Below are 16,053 nucleotides of genomic sequence, written 5' to 3' on the forward strand. Positions count from 1 at the left end.
GTGTCGTCCCTCATGGTGCGGTGGTGCCGGATGTGGTGCCGGATGCGCTGTCGGGTCCTGATTCTGCCACTCGCTCCAGTTCGTGGCTCAGCTCGTCGAGCTCGGAGCCGCCCGCCATCTGCCGGGTGAGCTCGTCCAGGGTGATCGAGTCGCGGGTGTGGCTGCCCGCCATGGTGCCGCGCTTGAGCAGGACGAAACGGTCCCCGACCAGGTACGCGTGGTGCGGGTTGTGCGTGATCAGGACCACGCCGAGGCCCGCGTCGCGGGCGGCCGCGACGTACTTGAGGACCACGCCGGACTGCTTGACGCCGAGGGCCGCGGTGGGCTCGTCGAGTACGAGGACCTTGGCGCCGAAGTGGACGGCGCGGGCGATGGCCACGCACTGCCGCTCGCCGCCGGACAGGGTGCCGATGGGCTGGTCCACGTCGCGCAGGTCGATGCCCATGCGCAGGAGCTCGGCCCGGGTGGTCGCGCGCATGAGCTCCACGTCGAGGCGGCGGAAGGGGCCGCGGCCCTTGGTGGGCTCGGAGCCGAGGAAGAAGTTGCGCCAGACGGGCATGAGCGGGACCACGGCGAGGTCCTGGTAGACGGTGGCGATGCCGTGGTCGAGGGCGGCGCGCGGGTTGGCGAGCGCGGTCTCCCCGCCCTCGATCTCGAAGGTGCCGGCGTCGTGCCGGTGCAGCCCCGCGATGATCTTGATGAGGGTGGACTTGCCGGCGCCGTTGTCGCCGAGGACACAGGTGATCTCGCCGGCGGAGACCTCCAGGGAGACCCCCTGGAGGGCGCGGATGTTTCCGTAGTACTTGCTGACGTCGGTCAGCTTCACCAGGGCGGGCGCGGTGGCGCCGCCGGTGGTCCCGGTACCGGTCGCGGTCATCACTTCGCCTCCGCCCGCTTGCGGACCCATGCGTTGAGCAGCGTCGCGAGCAGCAGCATCGCGCCGAGGAAGAACTTGAACCAGTCCGGGTTCCACTGGGCGTAGACGATGCCGTTGCTGGTCATGCCGAAGATGAAGGCGCCCACGGCGGAGCCGATCGCCGAGCCGTAGCCGCCGGTCATCAGACAGCCGCCGATGACGGCCGCGATGATGTAGAGGAACTCGTTGCCGACGCCTTCTCCCGACTGGACGACGTCGAACGAGAACAGGATGTGCTGTCCGGAGATCCAGGCGCACAGGGCCACGCCCATGTACAGGCCGATACGGGTCTTCACGACCGGGACGCCGGTCGCGCGGGCCGCGTCCGCCCCGCCGCCGACGGCGAAGATCCAGTTGCCGGCGCGCGTGCGCAGCAGGATCCAGGTGGCCACGGCGACCAGGACCAGCCACCACAGGATGGTCACCTTCAGGGTGACCGAACCGAAGGTCCACTGCGAGGCGAAGAGGGTGCGGGCGGAGGCGAAGCCCTCCATGTCCGCGATCGTCTTGGTGGAGACCGAGCCGCTGATCAGCTTGGTGAAGCCGAGGTTCAGGCCGGTCAGCATCAGGAAGGTGCCGAGCGTGATGATGAAGCTCGGCAGTTTCGTGCGGGTCAGCATGAACCCGTTGAAGAAGCCGATGGCCAGGGTGACCAGCAGGGACACCAGGACGCCGACCCAGACGTTGGCCGTCATCTGGTAGCTGAACATCGAGCTGAACAGCGCCGACGTGGTGACCATGACACCGGCGGACAGGTCGAACTCGCCGCCGATCATGAGCAGGGCCACCGGGACGGCCATGATGCCGATGGTGGAGGCCGAGTACAGGATCGTGCTCAGGCTGGAGGCCCGCAGGAAGCTGTCGGCGGCGAAGGAGAAGAAGACGAAGACGGCGGCCGCGCCGACGACCGCGCCCAGCTCGGGCCGGCCCAGCAGGCGGCGCAGCAGCGAGGTGGGGGCGAGCCGCTCGTCGGCGGCGGAGGCGGGGGCCGGGCCGGCCGGAGCGGGTGCGGGGGGCCTCATCGGCTGCCCCGCTTGATGAACTCCTCCAGCTTGGCCGCCTGGTCGGCGGTGACGATCTGCGGCCCGGTGAGGACCGGGCGGCCGCCGCCGAGCGCGTTGGCGTTGTAGCGGTAGAGCCACAGCAGGTCGACGGCCTCGTAGCCCTGGAGGTAGGGCTGCTGGTCGACGGCGAAACCGAGCGCACCGGACTTCAGGTCGCGGGCCACGGAGGCGTTCAGGTCGAAGGTGTCGACCTCCGCCTTGCTGCCCGCCGCCTCCTTGGCCTTGACGGCGGTGGGCGCGAAGGGCGCGCCCAGGGTGACGATCGCGTCGACGGACGGGTCGGCCTGGAGCTTGGCCTGGAGGGCGGCCTGGACGGACGGCATGTTGGTGCCCTCGACGTACAGGTTCTCCAGCGAGCCGCCGAAGGTCTTCTTCGCGCCGGCGCAGCGCTGCTCGTGGCCGACGTTGCCCTGCTCGTGCAGGACGCAGACGGCCTTCTTCCTTCCGCGCGCGGTCAGCTCGGTGCCGACCGCCTCGCCGGCGATCACCTCGTCCTGGCCGATGTGCGTGAGCGCCCCGTACTCGGCGGACTGGGCCGATCCGGAGTTGACCGTGATCACCGGGATGCCGGCCTTGACGGCCTTGGCCAGGACGTCCTTGAGGGCCTCGGGCTTGGCGAGGGAGACGATCAGCCCGTCGACCTTCTGGTCGATGGCGTTCTGGACGAACTGCGCCTGCTGCTGTGCCTGGTCGTCGTGGGCGTAGACGAAGTTGATGTTGTCCTTCGCCGCGGCCTCCTTGGCGCCCTTCTGCACGATGTCCCAGAAGGTGTCGCCATCGCCCGCGTGGGTGACCATCGCGAAGGTCCAGCGCGGAGTGGACACCGCGGGCCGACCCGCCGCCTCGGCCTTCGCCCGGTCCTCGGCGCGCTTGCCGCCCGTGCTGCTGCAGCCCACGAGGGAGGCGCCCAGCACCGCCGCGAGCACCGCGCCCACGACGCGTACCCCTGTCCTGACCCTAGCCACGTCTGCCGTGCCTTTCGCTCGTCCCACCACTGTCCCGGCGCCGTCCCGCGGCCGCCGCGGCTCGTCCGCGCCGCTCGCGCCGCGCCCGCCCGGGCTGTCGTGTGCCGGCGGCCGCAACCGCCCAGTATCCGTCACAGTGCACCATGCAAGGTCATCGGGGCCATCACGGACTCATCGGTACGCAGCCGGGCAGATTGACAGGTCCCCCGGACGGGGTCACGTTGAGTGCATGCGCATCGGGCTCATAGGGACGGGCCGGATCGGGTCCTTCCACGCGGCGGCCCTGGCCCGCCAGGCGGACGCGGGCTCGCTCCTGCTCGCCGACGCCGACCCGGCCCGGGCGGCGCGCCTCGCCGACCGGCTCGGCGCCACGGCCGCGCCCACCGTCCAGCAGGTCTTCACCTGGGGCGTGGACGCGCTGGTGGTGTCCTGCGCCACCGAGGGGCACGCGGAGCTCGTCGTCCGGGCGGTCCGCGGCGGCCTGCCGGTGTTCTGCGAGAAGCCGATCGCCCCGGACCTGGACCGCACCCTGGCGGTGCTGCGCGAGGTGGCGGCGGTCGGCGGGGAGCTCCAGCTGGGCTTCATGCGCCGCTTCGACGCGGGATACGGCACGGCGCGCGAGCTGGTCCGCTCGGGCGCGCTGGGCCGGCTGCACACCGTACGGACCACGACCGCCGATCCGGCGCCGCCCGCGGCCGCGTACCTGGCCACCTCGGGCGGGCTGTACCGGGACTGCCTGGTGCACGACTTCGACATGGTCCGCTGGGTGACCGGGCACGAGGTGGCCGCGGTGTACGCGACCGGGTCGGACGCGGGCCCCTCCCGGTTCCGGGAGACGGATGACATCGACACCGGCGCCGCCGTCCTCACCCTGGACGACGGGACCCTGGTCTCCAGTACCGGTACGCGCTGCAACGGCGCCGGCTACGACGTGCGGATGGAGCTGGCCGGGGAGCTGGACCAGGTGTCCACCGGGCTGGACGACCGTACGCCGATCGCCTCGACCGAACCGCACGGCCCGCCCCCGGCGAGCAAGCCGTGGTCCGGTTTCCTGGAGCGCTTCGGCCCGGCGTACGAAGCCGAGCTGCTGGCCTTCGTACGCCTCGTGCGCGGCGAGGGCCCCAATCCGTGCAACGGGGCCGAGGCGCTCGCCGCGCTGCGCGTCGCGGAGGCCTGCGAGCTCTCGCGGCGCGAGCGGCGCGTGGTCCGGCTGGAGGAGCTGCCCGACCTGTGAGCCCCGCAGGCCTCCCGGCATCCCGTCCCCCATCTCCGCCCCGCCCCGCCCGCTACCAGCGCACCGGGTGCCGGGTCGTTCCCCGGACCAGGGTCCCGGGCGCCCATTCGAAGACCGCCGGTTCGTCCGCGAGGTCCGGGAAGCGTTCCAGCAGGGACCGGATCGCGATACGGCCCTCCAGCCGGCCCAGCGGGGCGGCGATGCAGTGGTGGATGCCGTGCCCGAAGGCGATGTGCCCGCCGCGGCCGGGGCGGCGGATGTCGAAGGCGTCGGGGTCCTCGAAGCGGGCGGGGTCCCGGTCCGCGCCGGCGAGGGAGACCAGGACGGGCGATCCGGCCTCGATGAAGGTGCCGCCGATCTCCAGGTCCGCGCTGGCGTAGCGGAACGTGGCCGTCTCCACCGGGCCGTCGTAGCGCAGGATCTCCTCCACGGCGCCGTCGATCAGTCCGGCCGGATCGGCGCGCAGGGCCGCGAGCTGGTCGGGATGGGCGAGGAGCGCCCGTATCCCGTTGGAGACCAGGTGCACGGTGGTCTCGTGCCCGCCCACCATCAGCAGGAAGGCCATGGCGACCAGTTCCTGCCGGGAGAGCCGGTCCCCGTCGTCCCCCCGGCTCGTGACCCAGTCGCTGAGCAGGTCCTCACCCGGGTCGGCGATCTTGGAGTCGACGAGTTCGGCCATGTAGGCGGTCATGGCGCGCTGGGCCGCGTTCTCGGACTCGACCCCGGTGGGCGAGACGACCCCGGTGATCCAGTCGTGGAAGACGCCGCGGTCGGCCGCCGGAACCCCGAGGAGCTCGCAGATCACGGTCATGGGCAGCGGCTGGGCGAAGGCGTCGATCAGGTCCGCGCGGCGCTCGGGGAGGGCCTCCATGCCGTCGAGCAGCCCGTCGACGATCTCCTGGACGCGCGGGCGCAGGCTCTCGATCCGGCCGGGGGCGAAGGAGCGGGAGACCAGCCGGCGCAGCCGGGTGTGGTGGGGAGGGTCGGCGCGCAGCATGTTGGCGCTGGCCTCGGTCTGCTCCCGGTCGGTGTAGAGCCCCGACGTGAGCCAGTTCTTGGACACCCCGGGGTGGGTGAGGGCTTGGCGGGCCTCCTGGTGGCCGACGATCAGCCAGACTTCCTGGCCGTCCGCCGCCTTCACGCGGTGGACGGGTCCGTCCTCGCGCAGGCGCGCGTAGTGGGGGTACGGGTTTTCGTTGAAGTCTTCGGCGATCGTACTGAGGTCCAGGACTGGCATGCGGTCACCCTAGACCGGGAGTCGAGCTCGACTTGAGCCGGTTTCGGCCAATCGTTCAGCCAGCCGCGCGCCGCCCCCAGGCGGTACCCGCGAGCACCAGCGCGGCTCCCGCGAACCCGGCCGCGCCGAGGTGCTCGCCGCCGATGGCGATGCCCGCGGCGGCCGCCCACAGGGGTTCGGTGCCGAGCAGGAGGCTGACCCGGGAGGGCGAGGTGCGGCGCACGGCCCACATCTGCACGAAGAACGCGAAGAGGGTGCAGAAGACGGACAGGAAGGCGAGCCCGGCCCACTCGGCGGCCCCGAAGTCCGCGGCGGCCGCCCAGGGGCTCGCGCCGGTGCCGGGCAGCGCGGCCAGTACGGCGAACACGGCGACCGCGCTGCCGAGCTGAACGGTGGTCAGGGAGAGCGAGTCCGCGTCCTGGACCGCCTTGATCCGGGCCATGAGCAGGACGTGCAGGGTCCGGGCGAGGGCCGCGCCGAGGATGAGCAGGTCGCCGAGGCTGGGGGCGGTGAAGCCGGCGCCCTGGGTGAGGAGCACGACCCCGGCGACGGAGACGGCGGCGGCGCCGAGGAAGGCCGTCGAGGGTGCGGTGCGGCGGACGGCGGACTCGGCCAGCGGGGTGAAGATCATGGTCAGGCTGATGATCAGCCCGGCGTTGGTGGCGGAGGTGTGGACGACTCCGTAGGTCTCCAGCAGGAAGATCCCGCCGAGTACGAGTCCCAGCACCCCGGCGCCGCGCAGCTGGGCGGCACCGAGCGCGCGCAGCCGCGACCACCCGGCGACGACGAGCACGGGCAGGACCAGGGCGAACCGGAGCACGAGCACCGCGATCACGGTGTGCGTGGTGGTGATGCCCTTGGCGGCGAGGTAGCTGCCGCCCCAGACGACGGCGACGAGCAGGACCGGCAGATCGGCGAGCCAGGCCCGGCGGGGGGCGGGGGCCGTGACGGATGCGGGGGCGGCGAGGGTGGACACCGGGACTCCAGCGGCAGGAGGAAGTGGAGGCGTCGCTGGCTCGCACGGGGGCGCTCACGCTACCGGAGCGTGATCGACCCGGTCGAGGGCTTATCCCGCGCCCTGGTCGACCCCGTGACCGGCCCGGCCGGCGTGCCCTCGCGCACACGCCCACCGCCCGGCTCAGAAGGTGCCGAAGGCGGCGCGGCCCGTGGGCCGGTAGGTGTGGATGGCGGTGCCGCTCGATGTGGTGCGGGAGCCGAGGACCTCGTACGACGTGGGCAGCGCGCCGACCGGGAACAGCCGGCGGCCCGCGCCCAGGAACACCGGGAAGACCAGCAGGTTCAGCTCGTCCACCAGGTCCCGGGCGAGCAGCCACTGCGCGAGCTGCCCGCTGCCGTGCACCTGGAGCTCCCGGTCCCCCTCCAGTGCGTCCTTGACCCGTACGACCTCGGCTTGGAGCTGTTCCCCGTCGATCACGGTGGCCGGGCCCCAGGCCGGCTCCTCGAGGGTGGTCGAGGCCACGTACTTCGGCAGCTTGTTCAGCCTGCTCGCGATCGGGTCCGCGGGGTCGTCGTGCTGCGGCCAGTACGACGCGAAGATCTCGTAGGTCCGCCGCCCGAGCAGGAACGCCCCGGTCCGGTCGAAGACCTCGGTCATGAACTCCCCCATCCCCTCGTCGGCGAACGGCACCAGCCAGCCGCCGTACTCGAACCCGCCGCTGGGGTCCTCGTCCGGCGCGCCGGGGGCCTGCATCACGCCGTCGAGGGTCAGGAAGGTGGTGAGGGTCAGCTTGCCCATGGCTCCGCGCTCCTTGTTCGATGGTCACTACGCGGATTCAGACTCCCGGACCCCGCGAAACTCGTCGCGACGCCACGCGAGAGTCCACCATCGCTTCCGTGCCGGCGAGCGAGCGAGCGCGGTGTGGGTGGCGGCACGGTCGCTGCCGTTCTCTCCTCTGGGCACGGCCTCGTCGAACGGTGCGCCCGCCCGCACCGCCTATCGGCAATCAACCTCGACGTTGAATTCTTTCAGGACTTCGATCACCCGCGATACGAACACGTCACCCAAGAATTCGCGCGATGCCGAGAAGTCTCGCCATTCAACGGAGAGCAGCGGCTTGATCGCCTGGTTCGCCGAGAGACAATGGGCAAGGGCATCGAGATTTGATCCGAAATATCCGCCAGCCCCATTCGCGGCTTCACCCAACTCGCAGTAGAAGCTGCTCTTGTCTAGCATCCTCCGCCCTTCAAGGGATACACCGCAGCCGTCCTCGCACCTCACAACGCCCCGGTGAGAGGTAAACCAGGCCGTCTGGGCTACATGAAGCCAACTCTTGTGATATTCGACCGTACGGGCGGCCCATTCACCCAGACGAAGCGGCTCCGGTGAGGCCCATCGGCGCCAGACTTCACCGGCTCGCGGATATTCGCACGTATATCCCTGGAACGAACACACGTCATTCGCCTTCTCGCCGCTGCCCGTACCGGCCTCGGAGTAGGCGAGGCGAGTGAGCCCAAGATCGTACACCCCGATCACCTCGTGACGAAAATTCACAATATGCAGCTCTGCATTTTCGGACCTCCCTTTACCCCAGTCGACGCGGCGCGCCCCCTCAAGGGTCACCGTCCCCAACTCCGGATCATCCTGATCCACGAAAAATCCCAGAATACCCTCCGCCTCCACCAATACCTTTCGGGAACCTTTGTCAGCGATCCGATACATGGGAACCATCGTGTCGTCGGGATTCATTTCCGTCAATCCAATCGATGAGCGCGCCACCCAGCACAGTCTTGCCGGGAATGCGGTCGGCCAGTCTCCCCACAGAGGAGACTGGCCGACCGTCACACGATTAACATCCAGCCGTCACTTCGGCGCCACCCATCCAGAGTCCGGGAAGTGCGGTGCCCCGAACTGCTGGATCTTCTCATAGTGGGTGGTCGTCCATCCCATCTTCTTGACCCCGTTGCCGTAGTCGATGACCAGGATCCGCTGCTTATCGCCAGGATCCCCGGGAACCCTGTACTCCTTGGCGCCCGCCCACGACTGGTGCTCACGACCCGAATAGGTGTCGTGAGACGGGAGCTCTCCCCGCTTTACGGCATCATATGCGGCCGCAATGTTGTCGGGCATCTTGTCGGGGAGCTTCGAAGAGAGGTTCAGACCATTCTTCGGGCACGTCTTGGGGGTGTTGGCATTGTGGACCAGGACTGGGATATCGCCGGCCAGCACGTAGTACGTGTGAACTTCGGCGACAGTGAGGTTATAAGTACGCTGACGTGCCTCAAAGGCACGGCTGGCCGCGAGAGCGACCGAATCCCCCTCATCCGTTCGGAGCGTCATGCCGGGGCGGAGCTGAGCGGCATCGATCCAGGCCTGCTCGGACTCCGACCAGACGGGGTGGTGACCCGTAGTGACCACCGAGGCGGTGGCGCCATTCGCGGCCAGCGTCAGTTCGACGTAGTTCTTGTCCGTTTCGGTGGCGATGCCGGCGACGACAGGTTGGGCTGTGGTCTCCCCCGTCTCCGGGTCGGTGGCGAGGACCTCGTCCCCGTTCTCGAGATCCTCGATCGCCTTGACCGAACCGTCAGCGAGCTGGACGAGCGTTCCGGCCGGGAAACTGTTGGCCGCCATGTCCGTCAGACATTCGATGGGGATCGAGTCCCCCTTCTTCAGCCCCGCCTTGATCATCTTGAAGACGACCTTGCCGGCCTTCCCTACGCCCCAAGTGGCAGCCGCGATCGCCGCATCGATCGCCAGACCTGTGGCCGCATCCTTACAAGCGCCACCCTCACCGCCGATGACGCAGTCGTACGGGTCTCGCAGACCTACGACCTCCAGCATGTCGACGTCCGCGGTGGTACCCATCCAGCCCATACTTCCCGCCACGTCACAGAAGGACGCTCTGTCTTCTGACATCGAGGTGGGCTGGCATTGCGAACGCGTCCATGTCTGGAGGTCCTGGGCATAGGTGTGCTTCGAGCTGGCCCACTTGTACTGCGCCACCAGCTCTTTGTGCGTGGGAATGTAAACACTGTTTACGACAACGGACTTCCCGCTCTTCTGTACGACCACGGTGGAGGTTCCACCGGAGTCGCCCTTCGGGGGCCGGGTGGTAGCCGGGTTGTCAGGAGTTACGTAGACCTTCCCCGGAATGGCTGCCGAGCAGCCGGACCCGTGCGGGTCACGACCCTGGCACAGGCCGGACGGGTCGGACCGGTTGACGGGGTCGGCGTTGGAGTAGGTGTACCCGTTCATCTGTAGCGGGTCGGTGATGTCGATGACGGGGTCGACGCTGATGAACCGGCCGGTCGACGCGTCGTACTCGCGGGCGCCTATGTGGGTCAGCCCGGTGTTGGTGTCCTCGACGCCGCTGCCGAGGAACCCGCGGCTGCCGGGCCAGTTGGACGCCGTGGCACCGCGCTGGTTGCCGTACGGATCGCTCTTGCGCCGGGTGACCTTCTGTCCGGCGCTCTGCTCGACCGTGACCGTGGCCGTGTTGTGGTGGTCGGTCAGCAGCACGTTGAGCTTGTGGCCGGTGGCCTTGCCCTCGGTGGTCCGGACGGTCGTCGGACCGCCCGGGCTGGTGTAGTAGCGGGCCGCGCTGACGGCCTGGCCCGCCTTGTCCACGGTGATCTCGGCTTCGCCGAGGGAGAGAGTGCGACTCGAACCCGTCTCCTCGATCAGCCGGTTGCCGGCGGCGTCGTAGAGGTAGGTGGTGTTGTCGGCGAACGTCCACTGCTGGGCGGCCGCGTTCGCGGCGCACGTGAAGATGTGCAGGTCGGTGCCGTCGGCGGAGTTGTCATTGGGAACGGTGACACAGCCGCCCGCCGCCGCGTTGTAGAGGGTCTTGTCGCCGGTGCGGTAGGTGAACTTCTGCTTGGCGCTCCCGTCACAAGTGGAGAGACGGGCGTACAGACCGTCCGCGGTCAGGCACTTGTCCAGCGCGCGAACCGTGTCGCCGGTCAGGCGCCACTGCTGCGCACGGGTCTCGTTGCACGGCCACAGCTGCACGGCCGTGCCGTCCGCCGCGGAGCCCTCCGCGACATCGAGGCACTTGCCCGCGAGGCCGGTGACCGCCACCGCACCGACGCCGGGGCTCGAGGCGGAGGTGAGTTTGTTCTGCCGGTCCCAGGTGAGGTTCTGGGTGTCGCCGCCGATGGTGCGGCTCTTGGTGTTGCCGGCCGCGTCGTAGGTGTACGTGGAGAGCGAGTTGACCGTGGACCCCGGCTTGACGGTGGCCTTCTCGGTCTTGACCAGGGCGTGCGGCTGGATCGTGACGGGCGGCTGGGTGCCGTTGCCGGCGATGTTCACGCCGTAGGTGTAAGTCGTCGTGTCGTCCAGGGCCTCACTGGTGAGGTCCTTGTCGATGAGCTTGGTGCGGTTGCCGATCGAGTCGAACTGGTACTTCTGCCAGTAGCCGTCACCGTCCGGGCCCGGGGTGACGTCGGCCAGTGTGGGACCGCCGGGGCCGGCACAGGCCTCGGTCTTTCCGGTCCAGGCCTCGGTGAGCTGGCCCAGTGCGTCGTAGGCGAAGCACTGGCGGTCGACACGGCCGCCTGGCTGGGTGTCGGTGATCGAGTTGACGTTTCCGACGGGGTCGTACTTGTACGAGACCTGGGAGAGGCGGTTGTAGTCGGCGGTCTCGCGGTCGCTGGTGGATTCGGTGACCCGGCCGGTGCTGGGGTTGTACCGGTTCGTCGCCCACACGCGGTTCGGGGCACTGCCCGAGGCGGTTCGCAGGACCTCGCCGAAGGGACTGTGGACGGTCTCGGCCGTGTACCAGGCCTTGCCCGACATGGTCTGGGGCATGCCGTCGGCGTCGTAGCGGGTGATCAGCTTCTCGGCGGCCAATCCGCCCGGGGTGGCGGGGAGGTTGGTCGACTGGACCTTGCCCGTCGGGGTGTAGGTCGTGCTGTAGGCGTAGGTGCCCGCCAGGCCCTTGGTGGCGGGCACGTCCGGGATCGTGATCTTCGACCCCGTCGGCCGGTACTCCGAGTCGTAGCCGGTGACCTCGCTCTTGTACGCGGCCCCGCCCGAGTACCGGGTGGCGGCGACGGCCAGGCCCTTGGCACCGGGCAGGGTGTCATAGGTCCAGGAGGCGAGGAGCGTGCCGTCCGCGGTGTCCGAGCGCACCTCGGTCGTGCGACCGAGGGCGTCGTACACGGAGAACTGGGAAACGCCGGCCGAGTTCGTCGTGGAGGCCTGCTGGTCGAGGTTGTTGTAGGTGGAGCTCGACTTGCCCATGTCGGGGTCGTCGGAGGACGTCATCCGGCCGCGACTGTCGTAGGTGTACTTCCAGCTGTTCGACACCGGGTCGGTGACCTTGGTCAGCTTGCCCCGGACGTCGTATTCGTACTTCGTGTCCCTCCAGGTCAGCGGGCTGGTGGTGGTCACGGCGTGCTGGACCAACGTCGTCCGGCCCAGGTCGTCCGTCGTGGTCTTGACGGCGCGGCTGCCCTGGAGCGGGCTCGGCACGGTGCCGGCCGACATGCCCGTACGGGTGAGGGTCCAGTCGCCGCCGTACTCGACCGTGGTGGAGTTCGGCGTCTCCGCCGCGTCGCTGTAGACGGTGGTGGAGCGGACGATGCGCCCCAGGCCGTCGTACGCGGTCTTGGTGGCGTGGGGGACGTGGAAGTCGGTCTCGGGAACGAAGATCTTCTTCTCGGGTTCGCCCTCCGCCCGGTAGTTGTCGTTGGTGCGGCTGACGGTGCCGTTGGAGCTGTAGAGCGTGTCCGTGATCAGACGGCCACCGCCCAGGCCTTCCTTCTGGGTCTGGCGCGGCCGGAGCAATCCGTCGAAGATCGCGACAGAAGCCTCGTAGGTGCCGTTGTCCCGCAGCGTGCTGCTCGTGACGACGGGAGGCTCGTGCTCGGAGATCTGGTAGTCGAACTTGTACGCGGGCTTGTTGACGGACGGCGTCTGCGACGGGGTCCAGACCGAGGTGACGCGGCCGAGGTTGTCGTAAGCCGAGTTCACCTTCCGGCTGTTGGCATCGGTGATCTGCAGGACACTGCCGCGTCCCGGATCGACCTTGGTGGTCGCACTGTGATTGAGCGGGTTGGTCGCCGTGGTGCTGAAGGCGGTGCCGACGGCCGGACTGAAGGAGGTCTTCGTGAAGTTGCCGGCGGCGTCGTAGACCTTGACCGCGCGGCCCAGCGCGTCGTACTCGGTGCGGCTGGACGTGATCCAGCCGGTGCCGGCTGCGTCGTTGGTGTCGACCTGGACCGGCAGACCCTTCACCGGGGCGGTGCCGAACGCGTCGAGTGCGTCGTACGAGGTACGTGTGTCGGAAAGGACGACGCCCGTCGCGGTCTTCGTGCAGTCGCCGGCGGTGGTGCGCACCTGCTGGGCCAACCCGATGAGGTTGCCGGCCGGGTTGTGGACGTAGGTCGTGGCGGTGCAGCTCGTCTCGGACGTGGTCCAGCCCGTGCCGTTCGACGTCATCGCGTCGATCTGGGTCTTCGCCAGCAGGCCGTAGCCCTCGTCGTACGTGTTCTGGGAACGGACGAGACGGGTCCGGCCTTCGCTGATGGACTCCAGGGAGTCGGTGCGCAGGGTGCCGGAGCGGAACGCCTCCAGTGGAGTGGTGCCGTCCCTGGAGCGCGTGGCCGTCTTCTGGCTCCACGGCCAGGTCAACTGCCGGGAAGCGACGGTGCCGCCCGCCTTGGTGTACGTGATGGTTTCGGCGGCGAGGCCCTGCAACTGGGGCAGGTCTTCCCCGAGATCCTCTGTGCCGGTGGAGTCCTTGAAGGTGACCTTCGGCCGGCCGGCGTCGCCGGACATGCCGCGGAAGTAACGGGTGCGGGTCTGGGACTGCTCAGTGGCGTCATGCGCACCGCTGTTCGCGGTGTTCGGTGTACCCGACGAAGCCTTGCGGTCCTGTGCACAGGAGCGGTAGCGGCGCTCGATGAAGCCCGGCTCGTAGCCCCAGCCGTCACCGATCCACGACGCCTGACCGTTGGCCGCCGAGGTCCTGCCGTCCACGGCCTGCGAGGAGTACGAGAAAGCGATGCTCGGGGACGGGCCGGCCGGTGTGGGCGGAACGCTCAGAGGATAGGTCCAGGAGAACCCGCCACCGCTGCCACCGGCCGTCCAGCTGCCGGAAGAGGAGAGCGAGGTCGCGGTGTAGGTGCCGCCCGCGCCCGAACCGCCGTCGGTGGCGGCCAGAACCATCGGGCCGCCACCGCCACCGCTGAGCGCCATCGTGCGCAGGCCCTGGCCCGGCGATGTGGCCGGGTCCACGGTCGCGCGGACCGTACCGGTGGCCGGGTCGTTGGTGCTCGGGACGTCCTTGGAGACGGAGCACTCGGGGAGGTCCGGAGTCGTCAGGAAGCACTCCGGGAGCTGCTTGAGCTCCAGGCGGGTCGACCACTCGGTCCCGTAGAGGTCCTTGAACTGCTTGTAGTCCAGCTGGACGTCGACGGGAGTCGCGCCGTCGACCGGCGGCGTGACCTTGATCAGGGCTCCGTCGACGTTGGCGGCCTCGGTCGCGGTGCGCGTCTCGACGGCCACGGACCAGGTGCCCGACGGAGCGGGCGGGGCCGGGGTGGCCTCCGTCGGGGAAGCCTTGCCGATGCTGACCGGAAGGGCACCGACCTGGACCAGCTGGTCGCCGCTCAGGGCGACGCTTTCCGTGCCCCCGGCCGGAGGCGCCACCTTCGACGGCTCGTAACCGGCGGGCGGCTGGGCCGGGACGCCGGACCAGCCTTCGAGTTTGGCGGCCTCGACCTTGTCGAGCTTCGCCTTGATGTCTTCCTGGAGCCCTGGCAACGCGACGCCGCTACGGCTGCCGGGTGGCGCCGCCCAGGCCTGCGCGGGCAGAAGAGTTGCGACCAGCATCACCGACATGGTGATGCCGGCGCGCCCGGCGAGGCGCGCGAGCCAGGCACGTGCCTTCCTGTTTCCGGGCAGGCTGAAATCGTTCGCCGACAACGGCGACATACGGACCCCCCACGCTCTGCCGCCACGGCCATGGCACGTGGACCGGCAGGAAACTGACAAATAGCCAGCCAATCCTGCGGCCGTCCAGCCCGAAGATCCATAGCCGCCGACGAATCGAAATCCATTCGTGAGCGCCGAGGTCGCGGGATGGGCCGCCCGGGGGAGCAGAACAACCGTGACCGTCGGTGACGGCGCGGACGGCAGACCGCCCAGTGCTCCTGAGGACCCGAGACGCGAGGTCGGATTCCCGCCAGCGGCATCGGCCTCCCGGCGATTTCATTGAACTCGCAACCAAACAACGGGAGGTACGACCGTGGACAGCAACACAGTGGCACTGGTGACCGGGGGCAGCAGGGGCATCGGGGCGGCCACCGCCCTGCGGCTGGCGCAGGACGGCGTCGACGTCGCCCTCACCTACGTGGACGACGCGGAGGCGGCGGCCGCCGTCATCGGCAAGATCGAGGCGCTCGGCCGGCGCGGCCTGGCGCTGCGGGCGGACTCGGGCGACGCCGAGCGGGCCGCCGGCGCGGTGCAGGAGTGCGTACGGGCCCTGGGCCGGCTCGACATCCTGGTGAACAACGCCGGGGTCGGCGTACTCGGCCCGCTCGACGGACTCGCCCTCGCGGACGTGGACCGGGTCCTCGCGGTCAACGTGCGCGGGGCCTTCCTGGCCTCCCAGGCGGCGGCCGGCCGGATGGGCCCGGGCGGGCGGATCATCACCATCGGCACCTGTATGACCCAGCGGGTCCCGGGCCCGGGCGGCACGCTCTACGCGATGAGCAAGTCAGCGCTGACCGGGCTGACCAAGGCCCTGGCACGGGAGCTGGGCGACCGGGGGATCACCGCGAACCTCGTCCACCCGGGGCCGGTGGACACCGACATGAACCCGGCGGACGGCCCGTACGCGGCGCCGCAGGCCGCGATGACGGCCCTGGGCCGCTTCGCCGCCCCCGCGGAGGTGGCCGCCATGGTGTCCTTCCTGGCGGGCCCGGACGCCGCGTACGTCACGGGCGCCGAGTTCTCGGTGGACGGCGGCCACGCCGCATAGGGCGTGCGGGGCCGGCAACTCATGCGGCCCCGGCCCTCCCCGTCGGGGTGTCAGACCAGCCAGCGGCCTGCCTTCATCAGATCGCGTCCCGCGATCTCGTCGGCCTCGCGCCAGGCCTGGATCCACACCGGCTCGACCCGGAAGTACGGGTAGGGCGTCTTGAGGCCGCTCGGGTCGAAGCCGGAGTGGGCCGCGAAGGCCTCGATCTCGCCGGGCGCCAGCTCCGCCGCTTCCAGCCGGGTCACGGCGCCTTCCACGAGGACCACGTCGCGGGTCAGGCCGAAGGCCAGGCGCACCCGGCCGTTGGCGGCGAGGTTGCGCCCGGTGGGCAGGGTGCGCCCGGTCGACAGCAGGAACGTCTCGCCGTCCCACCGGAACGAGAGGGGTACGAGGCACGGGACGCCCTCCGCGTCCGCCGTGGCCACCCAGACGTCGACGTCGTTCTCGAACCGGACCAGCGCGTCCTCGCGGCGCTGTTCCTTCGTGCGCGGTGTTTCGGTGGTCATCGTCCGCCTCCCCAGGCCATGTGCCATGTGCCATGTGCCGTACGCCGTTTGCCGTTTGCCGTGTCCGCAGGCTAGCGGGCGCCGGATCGGATCCGGCGGGCGGGCGGGCGGCCGGACGGGCGGCCGGACAGACGGGCGGGAACGCCGCAGGGGCGCACCGGCAACTTGGGTTCTAGGAGTCGTT

At 69.9% G+C, this 16,053-nt stretch carries 11 protein-coding genes; 2 read left to right on the plus strand and 9 right to left on the minus strand.

All coding sequences use genetic code 11. The annotated features are described in order from the left end of the window. Positions 1-10: 10 nt before the first annotated feature. The 3 genes from J7F03_RS33835 to J7F03_RS33845 are packed head-to-tail and all read right to left on the minus strand — an operon-like array spanning position 11 to position 2,945. Entirely contained in the window at positions 11-877 is an 867-nt protein-coding gene (locus J7F03_RS33835) for an ATP-binding cassette domain-containing protein (RefSeq protein ID WP_214956342.1), read from the minus strand. After that, on the minus strand, positions 877-1,938 hold the full coding sequence (locus tag J7F03_RS33840) for an ABC transporter permease (RefSeq protein WP_214956343.1): 1,062 nt from the start codon (positions 1,936-1,938) through the stop codon (positions 877-879). Before J7F03_RS33840 ends, J7F03_RS33835 begins: the two co-directional genes overlap by 1 nt. Next, the gene (locus J7F03_RS33845) at positions 1,935-2,945 is read right to left on the minus strand and encodes a sugar ABC transporter substrate-binding protein (protein ID WP_308380075.1); all 1,011 of its coding nucleotides are present in this window, start codon (positions 2,943-2,945) and stop codon (positions 1,935-1,937) included. Before J7F03_RS33845 ends, J7F03_RS33840 begins: the two co-directional genes overlap by 4 nt. A 229-nt stretch (positions 2,946-3,174) precedes the next feature. Here J7F03_RS33845 and J7F03_RS33850 point away from each other — a divergent pair, with 229 nt between their 5' ends. Next, positions 3,175-4,179, plus strand: a complete 1,005-nt coding sequence (locus J7F03_RS33850; protein WP_214956344.1) for a Gfo/Idh/MocA family oxidoreductase — start codon at positions 3,175-3,177, stop codon at positions 4,177-4,179. Between the two features lie 52 nt (positions 4,180-4,231). Here the strand turns inward: J7F03_RS33850 and J7F03_RS33855 are convergent, their stop codons facing one another. The 5 genes from J7F03_RS33855 to J7F03_RS33875 all read right to left on the minus strand — a co-directional run bounded on the left by J7F03_RS33855 (position 4,232) and on the right by J7F03_RS33875 (position 14,315). Next, on the minus strand, positions 4,232-5,416 hold the full coding sequence (locus J7F03_RS33855; protein WP_214956346.1) for a cytochrome P450: 1,185 nt from the start codon (positions 5,414-5,416) through the stop codon (positions 4,232-4,234). Positions 5,417-5,471: 55 nt separating this feature from the next. Beyond that, complete coding sequence (locus J7F03_RS33860) at positions 5,472-6,392, minus strand: DMT family transporter (RefSeq protein WP_214956348.1); 921 nt, start codon at positions 6,390-6,392, stop codon at positions 5,472-5,474. 162 nt (positions 6,393-6,554) lie between these two features. Then, positions 6,555-7,172, minus strand: a complete 618-nt coding sequence (locus J7F03_RS33865) for a dihydrofolate reductase family protein (RefSeq protein WP_214956350.1) — start codon at positions 7,170-7,172, stop codon at positions 6,555-6,557. Positions 7,173-7,370: 198 nt separating this feature from the next. After that, positions 7,371-8,123 (minus strand): barstar family protein, encoded by a 753-nt coding sequence (locus J7F03_RS33870; RefSeq protein WP_214956352.1) that lies wholly within the window; start codon positions 8,121-8,123, stop codon positions 7,371-7,373. A 114-nt stretch (positions 8,124-8,237) separates the two neighbouring features. Beyond that, entirely contained in the window at positions 8,238-14,315 is a 6,078-nt protein-coding gene (locus tag J7F03_RS33875) for a ricin-type beta-trefoil lectin domain protein (protein WP_251072897.1), read from the minus strand. Between the two features lie 313 nt (positions 14,316-14,628). On the opposite strand from J7F03_RS33875, the gene J7F03_RS33880 reads away from it, so the two are divergent. Next, on the plus strand, positions 14,629-15,363 hold the full coding sequence (locus J7F03_RS33880) for an SDR family oxidoreductase (protein WP_214956354.1): 735 nt from the start codon (positions 14,629-14,631) through the stop codon (positions 15,361-15,363). Between the two features lie 50 nt (positions 15,364-15,413). On the opposite strand, the gene J7F03_RS33885 is transcribed toward J7F03_RS33880, so the two are convergent. Further along, complete coding sequence (locus J7F03_RS33885) at positions 15,414-15,869, minus strand: pyridoxamine 5'-phosphate oxidase family protein (RefSeq protein WP_214956355.1); 456 nt, start codon at positions 15,867-15,869, stop codon at positions 15,414-15,416. Positions 15,870-16,053: the final 184 nt, after the last annotated feature.

Source organism: Streptomyces sp. ISL-43 (genome assembly GCF_018614195.1).
Taxonomy (GTDB): Bacteria; Actinomycetota; Actinomycetes; order Streptomycetales; family Streptomycetaceae; genus Streptomyces.